General features: G+C 34.3%; 18 protein-coding genes. 14 read left to right on the forward strand and 4 right to left on the reverse strand.

Features of this window, described 5'->3' with window-relative positions:
* Positions 1-42: 42 nt before the first annotated feature.
* Both Q0893_RS05215 and Q0893_RS05220 read right to left on the reverse strand, forming a co-directional pair.
* Positions 43-1,170 carry a glycosyltransferase gene (locus tag Q0893_RS05215; RefSeq protein WP_299272994.1) on the reverse strand — a complete coding sequence of 376 codons (1,128 nt, stop codon included), beginning with the start codon at positions 1,168-1,170 and terminating at the stop codon, positions 43-45.
* A complete protein-coding gene (locus tag Q0893_RS05220) occupies positions 1,167-2,141 on the reverse strand; it encodes a lysylphosphatidylglycerol synthase domain-containing protein (protein WP_299272996.1) in 975 nt (324 codons plus the stop codon). Before Q0893_RS05220 ends, Q0893_RS05215 begins: the two co-directional genes overlap by 4 nt.
* Here Q0893_RS05220 and Q0893_RS05225 point away from each other — a divergent pair.
* From Q0893_RS05225 to Q0893_RS05260, 8 genes are all read left to right on the forward strand, one after another.
* Positions 2,140-2,802, forward strand: a complete 663-nt coding sequence (locus Q0893_RS05225; RefSeq protein WP_299272999.1) for an outer membrane beta-barrel protein — start codon at positions 2,140-2,142, stop codon at positions 2,800-2,802. The genes Q0893_RS05220 and Q0893_RS05225 overlap by 2 nt on opposite strands.
* Positions 2,802-3,356 carry a crossover junction endodeoxyribonuclease RuvC gene (ruvC, locus tag Q0893_RS05230; RefSeq protein ID WP_298900638.1) on the forward strand — a complete coding sequence of 185 codons (555 nt, stop codon included), beginning with the start codon at positions 2,802-2,804 and terminating at the stop codon, positions 3,354-3,356. Before Q0893_RS05225 ends, ruvC begins: the two co-directional genes overlap by 1 nt.
* Entirely contained in the window at positions 3,334-5,115 is a 1,782-nt protein-coding gene (locus tag Q0893_RS05235; protein WP_299273003.1) for a hypothetical protein, read from the forward strand. The genes ruvC and Q0893_RS05235 overlap by 23 nt, the downstream gene beginning before the upstream one ends.
* Complete coding sequence (gene hemW, locus Q0893_RS05240; protein WP_299273007.1) at positions 5,115-6,248, forward strand: radical SAM family heme chaperone HemW; 1,134 nt, start codon at positions 5,115-5,117, stop codon at positions 6,246-6,248. The genes Q0893_RS05235 and hemW overlap by 1 nt, the downstream gene beginning before the upstream one ends.
* Positions 6,245-7,000 (forward strand): cyclase family protein, encoded by a 756-nt coding sequence (locus Q0893_RS05245; RefSeq protein WP_298900635.1) that lies wholly within the window; start codon positions 6,245-6,247, stop codon positions 6,998-7,000. The genes hemW and Q0893_RS05245 overlap by 4 nt, the downstream gene beginning before the upstream one ends.
* Positions 7,001-7,065: 65 nt before the next feature.
* Positions 7,066-7,677 (forward strand): DUF4230 domain-containing protein, encoded by a 612-nt coding sequence (locus Q0893_RS05250; protein ID WP_298900634.1) that lies wholly within the window; start codon positions 7,066-7,068, stop codon positions 7,675-7,677.
* Positions 7,674-8,075 carry a GNAT family N-acetyltransferase gene (locus Q0893_RS05255; protein WP_298900633.1) on the forward strand — a complete coding sequence of 134 codons (402 nt, stop codon included), beginning with the start codon at positions 7,674-7,676 and terminating at the stop codon, positions 8,073-8,075. Before Q0893_RS05250 ends, Q0893_RS05255 begins: the two co-directional genes overlap by 4 nt.
* Positions 8,072-8,434, forward strand: a complete 363-nt coding sequence (locus tag Q0893_RS05260) for an MmcQ/YjbR family DNA-binding protein (RefSeq protein WP_298900631.1) — start codon at positions 8,072-8,074, stop codon at positions 8,432-8,434. The genes Q0893_RS05255 and Q0893_RS05260 overlap by 4 nt, the downstream gene beginning before the upstream one ends.
* A gap of 88 nt (positions 8,435-8,522) precedes the next feature.
* Here Q0893_RS05260 and Q0893_RS05265 read toward each other — a convergent pair whose 3' ends face one another.
* A complete protein-coding gene (locus Q0893_RS05265) occupies positions 8,523-8,999 on the reverse strand; it encodes a GNAT family N-acetyltransferase (RefSeq protein WP_298900629.1) in 477 nt (158 codons plus the stop codon).
* Positions 9,000-9,061: 62 nt separating this feature from the next.
* On the opposite strand from Q0893_RS05265, the gene Q0893_RS05270 reads away from it, so the two are divergent.
* Positions 9,062-9,640: an alkylphosphonate utilization protein gene (locus Q0893_RS05270; RefSeq protein WP_298900627.1), complete on the forward strand. Its 579-nt coding sequence runs from the start codon at positions 9,062-9,064 to the stop codon at positions 9,638-9,640.
* Here the strand turns inward: Q0893_RS05270 and Q0893_RS05275 are convergent.
* A complete protein-coding gene (locus Q0893_RS05275; protein WP_299273015.1) occupies positions 9,627-10,484 on the reverse strand; it encodes a helix-turn-helix transcriptional regulator in 858 nt (285 codons plus the stop codon). The two genes, Q0893_RS05270 and Q0893_RS05275, sit on opposite strands and share 14 nt — an antisense overlap.
* Positions 10,485-10,644: 160 nt before the next feature.
* On the opposite strand from Q0893_RS05275, the gene Q0893_RS05280 reads away from it, so the two are divergent.
* From Q0893_RS05280 to Q0893_RS05300, 5 genes are read left to right on the forward strand one after another with little or no spacing between them, the layout of a single operon-like run.
* Entirely contained in the window at positions 10,645-11,559 is a 915-nt protein-coding gene (locus Q0893_RS05280; protein WP_299273018.1) for a dihydrodipicolinate synthase family protein, read from the forward strand.
* 1 nt (position 11,560) lies between these two features.
* A complete protein-coding gene (locus tag Q0893_RS05285) occupies positions 11,561-11,827 on the forward strand; it encodes a DUF1272 domain-containing protein (RefSeq protein ID WP_298900624.1) in 267 nt (88 codons plus the stop codon).
* On the forward strand, positions 11,824-13,407 hold the full coding sequence (locus tag Q0893_RS05290; protein ID WP_298900623.1) for an aldehyde dehydrogenase (NADP(+)): 1,584 nt from the start codon (positions 11,824-11,826) through the stop codon (positions 13,405-13,407). Before Q0893_RS05285 ends, Q0893_RS05290 begins: the two co-directional genes overlap by 4 nt.
* Positions 13,404-15,134 (forward strand): DUF885 family protein, encoded by a 1,731-nt coding sequence (locus Q0893_RS05295; RefSeq protein WP_299273060.1) that lies wholly within the window; start codon positions 13,404-13,406, stop codon positions 15,132-15,134. Before Q0893_RS05290 ends, Q0893_RS05295 begins: the two co-directional genes overlap by 4 nt.
* Positions 15,127-16,137 carry a 4-hydroxyproline epimerase gene (locus Q0893_RS05300; protein ID WP_299273063.1) on the forward strand — a complete coding sequence of 337 codons (1,011 nt, stop codon included), beginning with the start codon at positions 15,127-15,129 and terminating at the stop codon, positions 16,135-16,137. The genes Q0893_RS05295 and Q0893_RS05300 overlap by 8 nt, the downstream gene beginning before the upstream one ends.

A 16,137-nucleotide genomic window follows, 5' to 3' on the forward strand; every position in this document is an offset into this window, starting at 1 on the left:
TTACGATTTAGGTAAATCTAACAAAAATAAATGATAGTATCACTATTTAGTATAAGCTCTATCTTTCCATTTATAACCTTTAAATACAGAAAGAAATGCAACATAAACACTAAAGAATGGATACAAAATACTTGAAAGAAAATAAGAAACTAAATACTGTTCTTGTTCTAAAAAACGTGCTGTTTTAAACAGTAATAGAAAATCAATCATTAACTTAATAGCAATCGTATAAACTAAGGTTTTTAAACTTACGATTTCCACGAAGAATAATAGCGGGAGGCATACTAAAAGTGCATTCATAACTAATACTAAAAACCCAGTTAGTTTACCAAATGCATTTTTATAACGAGATGTTTTTGCTGCCCAACGTACACGCTGAGACTTTAGAGATTTAAACGATGACTGAGGAGTTGTAGTTACTGTAATTTGATTGCTTTTAATATAACGAATGTTGTTTTTGTCGTGTTTGAACGCTTTTTCTAGTAAGAATATATCATCACCACTAGCAATGTTAGTGTTGCCTTCAAACCCTTTAACTTCGTTAAAAAAACTCTTTTTGTAAGCGAAATTAGCGCCATTGCAAAGAAATGGTTTTTTGATACCAAAGCCACCAATCGTGGCTCCTTGTAAACTCATCATATCTAAAAGCTGAAAACGTTCTAAAAAGGAGGTTGCTTTTTTAAACGTCACTGGTGCTGCTAGTACTTTTGAGCTTGTATTTTTAATAAAATGATCATAGCAATCTAACCAGTATGTTGGTAATTGGCAATCGGCATCTGTCGTCACTATCCAGTCATATTTGGCATGAAGTATCCCTTTAGAGATGGCGTCCTTTTTAGGTGCTTTTGTAAGTCTCTCATTAATTAGTATAGCAGTATCTAAGGAGGTGTTAAGCATAAGTTCTTGCTTAATCCTTTCTACCGAATCATCTGTTGAATCGTCATTTATTAATAGGATTTCAAACATAGATTTAGGGTAATTTAAATGCGATATTGATTGGATTAACGCTTGTAAATTCTTCGCTTCATTTCTAAAAGGAATGATAACTGAAAACTTAGTTTGAGGTTGAGATTCTTCTAACTTGAAATCGTTAACCTTGTCAAAGCCGTAGATAAAACTCCCAATTAATAAAAGGTAAAGGACTGTAATTGAAAAGATAATGATTATCATGAGTCGTCGTCTTTTGGGAAGTTAAAATTAAGCACATAGTAACTTCCAAATACACTTGGGAGTACAAAATTTAGTAACCACATAATCGTAACTACACTAAGTGATGTGAATTCGTTTACGCCAATAATGGAAAACAAATATACGGCGACGCTACCTTTTATAATGACATCAAAAATAAAAATTGATGGAATGACAGATGATAGTAAGTACATACTGGTAATGACAATCATCGCATTATAATAACTCAATTCTATTCCAAATAGTAGCAGTAAAAAGTAAAACTGAAACGAAAAAACAGCGTACCTTAAAAATGAAAGTCCAAAGGCAATAAAGTGAATGCGCTTTGGCAGTTTTTTGAGGAATGTCTTGAGCCGATCAATGGCAAAACCTTTGATTTTATATTTGTTTTGTTTTAGTCCAATGAATGCAAATAAACCTATAAGTAGAACGAGTACAAGAAATCTTGAGGCTTTAAAATAATTAATATTTAGATCGTATACTATACGCATAAACCCTAACCCAATTAAACCTAAGATTACAGTAACCGACATTTGCATCATATTACTTATTAAATTGAGAAGCATCACCTGTTTACGTTTTGAACTCTTAAAGTAAATGGCTTTAGCGCCATATTCTCCGATACGGTTTGGAGTGAATAGCGAAGCTGTTAAAGCGCCTAAACTTTGTTCTAAGGCATTTTTAAATGATATTTTTCTAATATAGGCGACTAAGGTTTTCCATTTAAGAATTTCAAAAAACCAATTCAAAAACGTCAAAAACAACAAAAAAGTGACGTTTTTTGGCGAAAAAGCATCGTTTTTAGATAAAACCTCTAAAAATTGATAAAAATCTAAATCTTCATTCTTGAGTAATTTCTGATAGATAAAATAAAAAGCACCAACTACAATACTTAATTTAATAAGTACAAAAAAGAATTGTTTAGTTTTGTAAGGAAGGCTGCTAAAATGCATGTCCGAAAATAACCAATATATTAATATGACCTCAAATTATAGACTTCAAAAGTTAAGTATTTTTATTGTGATCCTTATGTGGTGTACAAACCTAAATGCTCAAAGGGATACTAATAAATGGAAAGCACAAATTGCTATAGGTTTAAATAGCCCATCCCAATCTGGTTTTGTAGATGGTTTTCAGGCAAAATCGGTAAATTTTCCAACCGTAAATTTAGGGATTCAACGTATGTTTAAACCACAATTAGGAGCTAAGTTAGATTTTGGATTTAATCGGTTTTCTAATGATGATAATTCTATTGAATTCAAAACTAATTATACAAGATTAAATGTACAGGCTGTGTATGATCCTACAGAGTCAATGTCGTTTTTACCCCAAAGGATGGGGCTTGTTGCCCATGCAGGACCTGGCTATTCATTTGTAAAACCCCTAGGGAATTTTGGAGGAAATAAAATCTCATTTTTTAATGTTATGGCTGGTTTAGAATTTCATTATGGATTAACAAAGCGCATGTCGCTTTATGCTGACACGTCTTATATCTTAGGCTTCGGAAAAGACTTTGACCCTGTAACCGATGGCTTTGGATCATTTAATGGTAATCTTTTTACGGTTACTTTTGGAGTGACATTTTCAATTAGTGGATGCCAATATTGCGATTAATGAACAACGAAAAAATCATATTAGGGATTGATCCAGGAACTACAATTATGGGTTTCGGACTCATAAAAGTGGTAGGCAAAAAGATGTCTTTTCTTCAACTCAATGAGTTAGACTTAAAAAAGTATAGTGATCACTACCTCAAACTCAAACTTATTTTTGAGCGCACAATAGAATTAATTGATACGCATCATCCAGATGAAATCGCTATTGAAGCACCATTTTTTGGTAAAAATGTACAGAGTATGCTCAAACTTGGTCGCGCACAAGGAGTAGCTATGGCAGCTGGTTTATCTCGAGAAGTCCCAATTACAGAGTATTCACCAAAAAAAATAAAAATGGCTATTACAGGCAATGGTAATGCTAGTAAAGAGCAAGTAGCCAAAATGCTTCAAAGTCTATTAGACCTCAAAACTTTGCCTAAAAATTTAGATGCAACTGATGGTTTGGCAGCTGCTGTTTGTCATTTTTATAATCAAGGTCGTGTTCAGATAGGTAAAAGTTATTCTGGTTGGGCAAGTTTCGTGAAACAAAATGAAGATAGAGTTAAGAAGTAAAATGAATTTAAAATCTAAGCATTTAGCGCGCGCACTGAAATGTATTGCAGTCTTTTTTTTGACTTTTATAGTTATAGGATGTTCTTCGAGCTTAAGTGATGAAGAACTAAAAGAGCGTTATGATAAGGCGTTAGAAGCTAAAAATTGGAAAGCGGTTATCGAGTTACTTGACGAAATTATTGAACGCGAACCTAATGATAAAAATACGTATTATACAAGAGCACTGGCTAAGTCTAACTTAGAGATACCAGATCCAAAAGGTGTTGCCGAAGATTTAACAACGTATTTGTCTTTTGACCCCAACTCTTATCAAGCCTTATATGTTAGATTTCAAGCCTATTCTGTATTGGGGGAGTATGATAAAGCTCTAGAAGACATTGATAAGATTATAAAACTTAAAGGCAAGACAGCCTTTTTATTGGCATGGAAAGGTAATTGTGCTTTTGCTGCGAAGAAATTTGATGTTGCCGAGAAAACTTATGAAGAACGATTACGACTTCCAGGAGGTATAGAAGATCTTAAAAACACGTATTATTATTGGGTTTTTTCAAAATATTTTGGAGGAAACAAAGAAAGTGCACTTTGGGATGTTGCTTTTTTGGAAGATAGAGGGCTGAAAGCAGATCACGATTTAATGCGGCTTATTGAAGAAGATAAATTAGTCTTTGAAGAACTCGCTCAATTTGAATTAACACAGATGTCATTAGAGCAGCTCGAGGAGGTTTTGAATAACTACTGTGCTTCGTTCGATATTTTTGAAGGGGAGAGCTACTTTAGGTCAGGACTTTTAAATCGTTTTGCTCGACTTGAAAAAACAGAAGATTTAAATGCATTGTTAGACCAGAAAGAAGAGGTCTATGCTTTAAATTTAAGTTATTCAGATTTTTCAGAATTACCTAAGACGCTTACTCAGTTTATCAATCTTCAGTATTTAAATATTTCTGGAACTAGATTTAAAGATAAGGAACAACTTTTTGAAGATTTAAGTAAACTCCCAAACCTAAGAATTCTAATCGCATATAGATGTAATTTAAGAAAATTACCAGACAATATTAAACTGCTTCAAAATGTTGAAATGCTTGATATTGGCACCAATGGATTAAGAGAGCTCAATGAGAATATTGGGGCACTCACTAAACTTAAATATTTAAGTGTAAGAAGTAATAGTTATTTAAAAGATTTACCAAAATCTATTGAAAACTTAAGGTGTTTACAGTTCTTAAATGTCTCCGGAAGTGGTATGACTAGACTAAGGGATGAACTGTCAAATTGCAGTGAGTTAGTTAGCATCGTTGCTAATGCAAGTAAAATTAAAACCATCCCAGAACAAATAGGTAATTTAATTAATCTAAAGCATATTAATCTAGGGCATAACAAGATTGAATCTATTCCAGAATCAATTGGGAAACTATCAGATTTAGAACATTTGGGTTTAGGTTCTAATGACATTAGAAAGCTACCTAAAGAATTCTCTAATTTAGAGAATCTTGGGTTCTTAAGTTTGGCTTACAATCGATTTGATGAATTCCCAAAAGAAGTCCTAGGCTTAAATAATGTGTATAACCTTTGGGTTCATAATAGCAGTTTTAAAATTATTCCATCTGAAGTTGGTAAAATGGAATCCTTAACACATTTGCTTGTTGATCATCAAGTGATATCAAACGAAAATATTGAAGCTATAAAGACTGTGAATCCAGCGTTACGCGTTATTCGCGAAGACAATCAGAAGTATGTCAAAACACAAAAAAGAAAAAACTAATGAGCGGCATTTACATTCATATCCCATTTTGTAAACAAGCCTGCCATTATTGTGATTTTCATTTTTCGACTTCGTTGAAAAAGAAAGATAACCTTATCAATGCTTTAGAAAAAGAACTAGAGTTAAGAAAAGGAGAGTTTAAAGGGACAACAGTAGAAACCATTTATTTCGGAGGAGGAACACCATCACTACTAACAATAGAAGAATTACAAAGCCTTATAAATACAGTATATAAATATTATAAAGTATCTAAAACACCAGAGATCACCTTAGAGGCTAATCCAGATGATTTATCAGAGCAACAGGTTTTGAAATTGTCTAAAAGTCCTATAAACAGATTAAGTATTGGTATACAGTCTTTTTTTGAGGACGATTTAAAACTCATGAATCGTGCTCACAATGCCAAAGAAGCTAGACAATGTATAGAAGAAACTGTACGTTATTTTGATAATGTCTCTATTGACCTTATCTACGGAATTCCAGGTTTAAGTAATGAACGCTGGAAAGAAAATATTGATATTGCTTTAAGTTATGGTGTCCCGCATATTTCGAGTTATGCACTAACAGTAGAACCTAGAACAGCTTTAGAGAGTTTGATAAAAAAAGGTCTTATTAAAAATGTAAATGACGATCAAGCCCAAGAGCAATTTCACCTATTAATTGAGAGATTAGAAGCTCATGATTTTCAACATTATGAACTCTCTAACTTTGGAAAACTCGATTATTTTAGTAAAAATAATTCGGCGTACTGGCAAGGAAAAGCCTATATAGGCATTGGGCCTTCGGCACATTCGTTTGATGGAGATAATCGTAGCTGGAATGTGTCAAATAACACGAAGTATATTAAATCTATTGAGAAAGGCTTATTACCAATGGAAACCGAAACACTTAGTGTAACCGATAAATACAATGAATATGTTATGACTGGTTTACGAACCATTTGGGGTGTTTCGTTGAATAAAGTAGCCGAAAACTTTGGCGAAAATTTTAGAGACTATCTTTTACTACAATCACAGCCTTTTATAAAGCAACAATTATTGTATATTGATGATGAAAAGTTATTGGTTACAAAAAAAGGTAAATTTTTAAGTGATGGAATAGCTTCAGACTTGTTTAAAATTAATGTATCGTGATTGCAACCATTCAATACAATTCTAGAAAACTTCAAGTAGATTTATCTCAACCTTTAGATATTTCAATTCCAATGCGTGCTTCAAAATCTAATGTTAATGCGTGGTATATTGATGAGCCAACTGTGGAAGCCGTAAAATTTGATGATGACATTATAAGTGTCGAAGAAGGTGCTGCTGTAAATTTTAATACAATTCAGTTTAATCCGCATGCACATGGCACGCATACAGAGTGCGTGGGTCATATCACAAAAAAAGTACATTCAATAAATCAAAACTTAAAACAATTTTTCTTTTTAGCAGAAGTCATCACTGTAGCACCCGAAGAACTTGGAGAAGATACCATTATATCAAAATCCCAATTACAGTTTGCTTTGGGTAATAAAAAAAGAGATGCGATAGTAATTCGTACGATTCCAAATACCAACGAAAAATTATCACAACATTATTCGCATACAAATTGGACCTACCTTAAAGAAGACGCCGTTGCCTTCTTAGTAAAAAAAGGTATAAAACATTTACTAATAGATTTGCCAAGTGTAGATAGGGAAGAAGATGGAGGTGAATTAAGAGCACACAAAGCATTTTGGAATTTCAACGGAAAACTGCGTAAAGATTGTACGATTACAGAATTTATTTTTGTGCCTAATACGGTAAGCGATGGCGAGTATTTCTTGAATTTACAAATTGCACCTTTTGAAAATGACGCAACACCAAGCAAACCTATTTTATATAAGGTTTTAGATAAAATTTGAGATGCAGAAACTAGTATCATGTTAATTTTGGCGCGACATTTGAAAGCAGTTATTAAAAACTAACTATGGAAACATTTTTTATAATCATCTTAAGTATTTTGGTCACTTTAGGGATTGTGACTATTGTAAAACAATTTAGACAACGACAACAAACCAACTCCCAGTCGGTAATTTTATTAGATAAGATTAAGAAAGTATGTAAGTTCATTACAGTAGAAGGAGATTTTGCTGAAATTTATCATTATGAAGATGTTAAAGAACGTTTCTTAAAATTAATTACAAGTAAAAAAAAGGCACTCGTGGTCATTAATGCAAAGGCTCATGTCGGTTTTGATTTGTCTAAAATTCAAATGGATTCCGACGTAAAAACAAAAACAGTCAGATTGTTTCATTTCCCACAACCAGAAGTATTGAGTATCGAAACCGATTTAAATTACTACGACAAATCAGACGGTATGTTTAATAAATTTGAAGCTTCAGACTTAACCGAACTTCATAATGAAGCCAAACTGCATATCATGAATAAAGTTCCAGAAAGCGGTCTTTATGAGATTGCTAAAAAAGAGGCCTTAGATTCTGTTTTACTTATAGAAAGTATCGTAGAGACTATTGGTTGGACCTTAGATTTTTCTGCATTAAAAATTGAAGATAATACGCCTAAAAAATTAAAAGAGTGATTGTTATATCAACAGATAAAGAACGTCTTGATATTCATATGATTCATGAATTTTTAACCAAAAGTTATTGGGCTAAAGGACGTTCTATCGAACAGGTAAAATCATCTATAGAACATTGTTTGTGTTTCGGAGTTTATAGTGAAAACAAACAAATTGGCTTTGCTCGAATCGCTACAGATTATACAGTTTTTGCTTATCTTATGGATGTGTTTATTCTTCCTGAATATAGAGGCAATGGATACGCTAAAGAACTTATGTTAGCCATACATAATGAACCAAAATTAAAACCTTGCCGTACATGGATGCTTAAAACATCAGACGCTCATAAACTCTATAATCAATTTGGTTATACTGAACTGAAACATCCAGAAAAGGTTATGGAACGCTTATTAAAATGAATATAGAAGACTACAGAAATTATTGCATGAATAAAAAGGCTGTGACCGAGCATTTTCCATTTGATAATGACACGCTTGTATTTAAAGTGCTTGGTAAAATGTTTGCTTTGGCATCGTTAAAAAGGTGGGAAAACGGAGAAGGGTTTATCAACCTTAAATGCGATCCAGAATATGCAATACAATTACGAGAAACGCATAGCTGGATTAAACCAGGATATCACATGCATAAACAACAATGGAATAGTGTTTATATCCATACTGGTGAACTTTCACCAAAACTCCTTATAGAATTGATAGATCATTCCTATGACATGGTAGTTAAAGGAATGACAAAAAAGCAACGTCAAGAGCTAGAGTAGACATTTTCAGTTATCTCAAGACCTTTTCTCAGCATTACACTATTTAACCCAGCTAAATTCTAAAAGTCAATGTCTAGAATCCTAATTTTTAGAGTTGAATGTCCTTAATATCCAAGCGCATATTAATTAAATGTTTTTTAAAGCCAGCCTTTTCATAAGCTCTTATGGCTGGTAGATTAGTGTCATAAACATCTAGCCTAATCTCATATATGTGTCTAGATTTGCACCACTTCAACAGAGCATTCAAAATTAGTTTGTTATACCCATTTCCACGATGCTTTTCTGGGACATACATAAAACCTAAATACCCTTGGAAATCATGTTTTAAGTAAGGCCTGTCTGGAATGATTTGTGCATAGCCAGAAGCAATAAGTTCTCCATCAATTTCTACAACTAGTAATTCAGAATTATCGTCAGTAATTAATGCCTCTAAATCATAATAACTAGTCGTATCTTCCTTAATGGTTTCATCCATAGGAAGTTCTGCCTGTATTAATCCAAGTTTAAACTGTTTTAAGGTTTGTAAATCTGCCAAAGTGGCCTTTCTAACTTTCGGTGTTTGCATACTTAAAAATAAGTAGATAAAATTAAAACAATACATTTGTGACTACAAAAAATTTGAAGGTTATGAGTTTAGAAAAAGAATTAAAAGAACGCAGCAATAATACTTGCGAACTATGTGCCTCAACCCAAGATTTAAAGCAATATACAATTCCGCCTTCCCTAAACGAAAATGTTGCTAATGATATATTGGTTTGTAGCACATGCTTGAATCAAATTGAAGGTACAACAGATATGGACCCTAACCACTGGAGGTGCCTTAATGATAGCATGTGGAGTGAGCACGTTGCTGTGCAAATTATGGCTTGGAGAATGTTACAGCGATTACGCCAAGAAGGTTGGCCTCAAGATTTATTAGATATGATGTATCTCGATGATGATGCTCTGGCTCTGGCACGAGCAACTGGCGAACATGAAGATGAAGAAAGCAAAATTATTCATAGAGATTCAAATGGTGTTATTTTAGCGTCTGGAGATTCGGTTGTTTTAATCAAAGATTTAAAAGTAAAAGGGTCAAGTATGGTTGCAAAGCAAGGAACTGCTGTTAGGAATATTCGTTTGGATCATGAAAATGCCGAGTATATCGAGGGCAAAGTAGATGGACAACAGATTGTTATTATAACACAATACGTTAAAAAACTTTAGGTGCTTTTAATATTTTAAATGCCGTAGGGCTCATTTGTTTTACAGTTTTAAATTGTCTGTTGAAATTAGAGATATTGTGAAAACCAGTCATTTCCGCAATTTCAACGATTGCTAAATCTTTGTTCGTCAATAACAACTTACAGGCATGTTCTATTCGTAATTCATTGAGAAAAGTAATATAGGTTTTATTTGTTCTTTTTTTAAAATATTTACAAAACGCATTTTTGGTCATATTGGCCACTTCTGAAATCGTACCTAAAGAGATATTATCACTGTAATTATTCATCGTATACTCAAATACATTACGCATACGATTGCCTTCAATATCTGTAAATGCTTTATCGTAGATGAAAGAGGATAAACTTGTATAACTGGATTTAGATAATAACTGAAGTAACTCTAGCAATATCATAAACCGTTGGAATTTAGATGCTATTGCTAATTGATCAAATAGACCCGAAATCATTTTTTTATGAGAGGCCACTTTAAATCCATGTCTCGAACGTTTAAAGAAGGGTTTTAACTCTTTCAATTCTTCCAAATTAAAAAAATGTGATCCAAAAGATATTTCAGTAAAAAATAAAGTAAGCATGTGTGATTTTAAATGTGAAGTTTGGTCACTTTTAAAAACATGTGGGATATCACTCCCTATAACTAAAATATCTCCAGTTTTATAATAATTTATAGTGTCTCCAACGATTAAAGTACCTTCTCCTTCAACAATTAAGCTTACCTGAATTTCTTTATGCTGGTGTAACTTGTCAAAAAACACAATGTCTTTATCCTCCTGAAAAACAAGAGCATCAAAATCTGGTTTTGGGATTTTAAATGGTAGGACTTTCATTAATATAGTACATAATTCTATGGCTAAGATACGCAAATACTATTCTTATATGTTGACATTATGTCCTTTTTAAGATAATATAGTATTAGTATTGGATAAATAGACATTATTGAGTTTAGAACTTGTATACTAGTTTTACACTACAAAAAAAACACAAGTTATGAGCATACAATGGAATGGCGTTATGCCAGCTGTAACCACAAAATTTACAGATTCCGATACCTTAGATTTACATATGTTTGAGCACAACATTGATGCTCAATTAGAAGCTGGCGTTCACGGCATTGTTTTAGGAGGAACACTGGGTGAAGCCAGTACTCTAAGCGATGATGAAAAAAGAATTTTAACACGAACAACGGTCGACATTGTTAACGAGAAAGTCCCGGTTTTAATTAATATCGCAGAGCAAACCACGAAAGGGGCTATTGCAGCGGCACAGAAAGCGGAAGAAGATGGAGCTAAAGGGCTTATGATGTTACCTCCTATGCGCTACAAATCTGGTGATAGAGAAACGGTAGAGTATTTTAAAGCTGTAGCCAATAGCACGTCATTGCCAATAATGGTATATAACAATCCAGTTGATTACAAAGTTGAAGTCTCCTTAGATATGTTCGATGAATTACTGAAATGTGACAATATTGAAGCAGTAAAAGAATCTACAAGAGATATTTCTAATGTGACAAGAATAAAAAATAGATTTGGTGACCGACTAAAAATCTTGACAGGTGTTGATACCTTGGCTCTAGAGAGCTTGCTTATGGGAGCAGATGGATGGGTTGCAGGATTGGTTTGCGCATTTCCGAAAGAAACCGTTGCTATTTATGAACTTCAGAAAGCAGGGAGGATTCAAGAAGCTATCGAAATATATAGATGGTTTTTGCCATTGTTAGAGTTGGATATAAACCCTAAATTAGTACAAAATATAAAATTGGCTGAAGTTGCAACTGGCATTGGAACAGAAAATGTAAGAGCTCCGCGTTTACCGCTGCATGGAGAAGAGCGACAACATGTTTTAAAAGTTATTGAAGAAGGTTTAAAAAATAGACCAACACTTCCAGACTATAAGAACTTATAATATGCTAGAGATTAGGCCTACATGTGAACATTGTAATAAGCCACTCGCTTATGATGCAAAGGATGCTATGATTTGCACTTTTGAGTGTACATTCTGTAAGCAATGTGTAGAGGATATATTAGAACATGAGTGTCCTAACTGTAGCGGTGGTTTTGAAAAACGACCTATACGACCTAAAGCATTATTGGAAAAATATCCAGTGTCTAATGTGGTAATTCATAAACCAGTGGATATTGTGGCCCATTTAAAACGAATTAAAAAAAGATGATTACAGGAAAAAACTATATAGGAAACGCCCTATCGGCTAAAGGTAATATTGAATATAAAACCTTTAATCCAAGATTAAATATTGAAAACCAAAACACGTTTATAGAGGCTACGTCTTCCGAAATTGAAATGGCTTGCACACTTGCAGAAAGAGCATTTCAAAGATTCAAAACCTATTCAGGGAAGGATAAAGCTGAGTTTTTAAATGCTATTGCTGATGAAATTCTAGCTTTAGATGATGAACTCATAAAGACGTATTGTTCTGAAACCGGACTACCTGAAGGTAGAGCAAAAGGGGAACGCGGAAGAACAGTTGGTCAATTGCGATCTTTTGCAGAATTGGTTGCCGAGGGATCTTGGGTAGAGGCTACAATAGACACAGCACAACCTGAAAGAGAGCCAATGCCAAAATCTGACATTCGTAAAATGATGACACCTTTAGGAACCGTTGTTGTTTTTGGGGCGAGTAACTTTCCGTTGGCATATTCTACCGCTGGCGGAGATACGGCCGCAGCATTTGCTGCTGGCTGCCCAGTAATTGTCAAATCACATCCTATGCATGCTGGAACAGGAGAATTAGTAGCTTCGGCCATTATAAAAGCAGCAGAAAAAACAGGAATGCCAAATGGTGTGTTTTCTAATTTAAATAGTAGCGGTATAGAAGTTGGCGCACAGTTGGTGAAACGTCCAGAAGTTAAAGCAGTGGGTTTTACAGGAAGTATTAAAGGTGGACGTGCTTTGTACGATTTAGCGGCACAACGCAAAGAACCTATTCCAGTATTTGCTGAAATGGGAAGTATAAATCCTGTTGTGATTCTTCCAGAAGCCTTAAGTAATAGAGGCAATACATTGGCTAAAACTTATGCCAATTCTATAACCCTAGGAACAGGACAATTTTGTACAAATCCTGGTTTGATTTTAGGGTTGAAAAGTGAGGACTTGTCCAATTTTATTACAAAACTTTCTGAAGAAATTGTAGCTATAGAACCGTCTTGTATGTTGCATCCAAATATCCTTGGAGCGTATGAAGCTAATAAGGAAAAAACGCTATCACAACCAAACTTGAATGTTAGCGCTGACTATACATCTGAGGTACTTCCAAATTATGCGAAACAAGCTATTACTACAGTTTCTGGAGTAACTTTCATCGAGAATCCAACGCTACATCAAGAAGTATTTGGCCCATTTTCAATGGTGGTGCAATGTGAAAATGTTACCGAGTTAGAGGAGGTAATTTCAAATCTAGAAGGACAACTCACAGGAACAGTTATAGCAAATGATAAAGAAGCGAACAACTATACAGGTGTAATTTCAGCATTGCAAAATAGAGTAGGACGGATTATTTATAATGGGGTTCCAACAGGTGTTGAAGTATGCCCTTCTATGGTTCATGGTGGGCCATATCCGTCATCAACAGATAGTAGGTTTACTGCTGTAGGGATTCATTCAATAAAGCGTTGGGTTAGACCTTTTAGTTATCAAGACTGGCCAAACCACTTGCTTCCAGATGAACTTAAAAATGAAAACCCTTTGGGTATTTCCAGACTTATAAATAATAAGCAAACAACATCAACGATATGAACTATTTTAAAGGCATTTCGATACTAATTTTACTATTAACTTTTGGGTGTGAAAAAGAAAAATCGACGACTAATTCAAAAGATTTGACCCAAATAATTGATAGCTATCAAGACAATAAAGGATATGATGAAAACGCATATCCTTTGGGTCTTTTTACTAAAGAATATTTCGAATCTGAAGCCGAGTTTGCAAAGACAAAATTAGACGAGTTATCACATATTAATTTGTCTGATTTAAGCGAAACAGATCAAATTTCAGTGGCACTTCTAAAGTTCATCCTTGAAGATAAGATTAACTATTTTGAATTCGAACAATATTTGAATCCAATTCTTTCTGATGCTGGGTTTCATAGTAGTCTAACCTATGAAGTTAGACCCTTAAATGACTATGCTCAAGTTAGAACATATCTCAATAAATTGAATGCTATTCCTACTTATGTAGATCAACACCTTGTAAACCTAAGAGAAGGTCTTGAAAAGGGAGTTTCTCAACCATTAATCATTTTTAAAGGTTACGAATCTACTTATGACGATCATATTGTTGACAATGTAGAAGACAGTTATTATTATTCCCCTTTTAAAAACTTGCCAGCCGATTTAACCCAAGCACAAAAGGATTCTGTGCTCATAGCAGCCAAGACTGTGATAGAATCCAAAGTAACACCACAATTTAAACGTATTAAATCCTTTTTTGAAACAGAATACCTCCCTAAAACTAGAACAACTATCGGTGTTTCAGAAACTCCAAATGGTAATGGATACTATCAAGATCGTATAAATTTTTATACGACCAGCACCCAATACACTGCAGACGATATTCATCAAATTGGATTAAAGGAAGTGGCACGAATAAAGGCTGAAATGGAACAGATTATTTCAGATTTAAACTTTGAAGGTAGCTTTGCAGACTTCCTTAATTTTTTAAGAACCGATGAACAATTTTACGCTAAAACTCCAGAAGAATTATTAATGATTGCTCGCGATATGTCTAAAAGGGCAGATGAGCAATTACCTAGATTTTTTAGAACATTACCTAGAAAACCGTATGGCGTAGCTCCTGTACCAGATGCTATTGCGCCTAAATATACTGGCGGACGCTATGTTGGAACATCTAAAGAGAGTACAGATCCTGGGTATTATTGGGTAAACACCTATGATTTGCCGAGTAGAACATTATATACATTGCCAGCACTTACTGTTCATGAAGCGGTTCCTGGTCATCATTTGCAAGGTAGTTTAAATAACGAATTAGGAGATAGTATTCCACAATTTCGAAAAGATCTTTACCTCTCAGCATATGGCGAAGGTTGGGGCTTGTATTCTGAGTTTCTCGCAGATGAAATGGGTATGTATACAACACCTTACGAACAGTTTGGTCAGCTTACTTATGAAATGTGGCGAGCTTGCAGATTGGTAGTAGATACAGGAATACATGCCAAAGGTTGGACAAGAGATCAAGTAGTAGATTATATGTCATCTAATACCGCACTATCGCTTCACGAAATTAATACAGAAACAGATCGCTATATTTCATGGCCTGGACAAGCGTTATCGTATAAAATTGGAGAACTCAAAATAAGAGAGCTAAGAAAAAAAGCTAAAAAAGAACTGGGTGCCAAATTTGATATTAGAGCATTTCATGAGGTGATTTTAGAGCAGGGAACTGTGACCCTAGCCATTCTCGAAAAAAGAGTCAACGATTATATCGAAAAACAAAAAAATGAGTAAATCAACGTTTGTTTGTATAGATGCTCATACATGTGGCAACCCGGTTCGAGTCATCAAAGAAGGAGGTCCCAATTTGGTGGGAGACTCTATGAGTGAAAAGCGCCAGCATTTTTTACAACAATACGATTGGATTAGAAAAGGACTCATGTTTGAACCTCGAGGACATGACATGATGAGTGGAAGTATTTTATATCCTCCACATGACCCAGATAATGATTTTGCAATTTTATTTATTGAAACTTCCGGATGTTTACCAATGTGTGGTCATGGCACTATTGGTACTATTACAATTGCAATAGAAGAAGGATTAGTGATACCAAAAACACCAGGCAAAATTAGAATGGAAGCTCCAGCCGGACTTGTAGATATTGAATATCAACAAACGGGATCTAAAGTAGATTGGGTGAAACTTACCAATGTGAAAAGTTACCTGGCAGCCGAAGGTTTATCTATTGAATGTCCAGAGTTAGGTGACATCTCTTTTGATGTTGCATATGGCGGAAATTTTTATGCCATTGTTGATCCACAACAGAATTTTTCTGGAGTACATAATTTTACAGCAAGCCAGATAATTCAGTATTCTCAGATTGTTAGAGATCGCATTAATGCAAAATATCCAAACATGTTTGTGCATCCTGAAAATGATACTATTCGAGATGTATCGCACATGCTTTGGACAGGAGATCCAATTCATACATCGTCATCGGGAAGAAATGCCGTGTTTTATGGAGATAAAGCCATTGACAGAAGTCCATGCGGTACAGGGACTTCTGCACGTTTAGCACAACTACATGCGAAGGGATTACTGAAAAAAGACGAGCCTTTTATTCATGAAAGTTATATAGGCTCCACATTTATTGGTCGTGTTGAAGAAGAAACAGAATTAAATGGACATAAAGCTATTATCCCAAGTATTCAGGGATGGGCAAAAGTATTTGGACATAACACAATAACAATTGATCCTGATGATGACCCGTATGCTTATGGTTTTCAGGTAATATAA

The sequence above is a fragment of the uncultured Psychroserpens sp. genome (genome assembly GCF_947494225.1).
Classification (GTDB): domain Bacteria; phylum Bacteroidota; class Bacteroidia; order Flavobacteriales; family Flavobacteriaceae; genus Psychroserpens.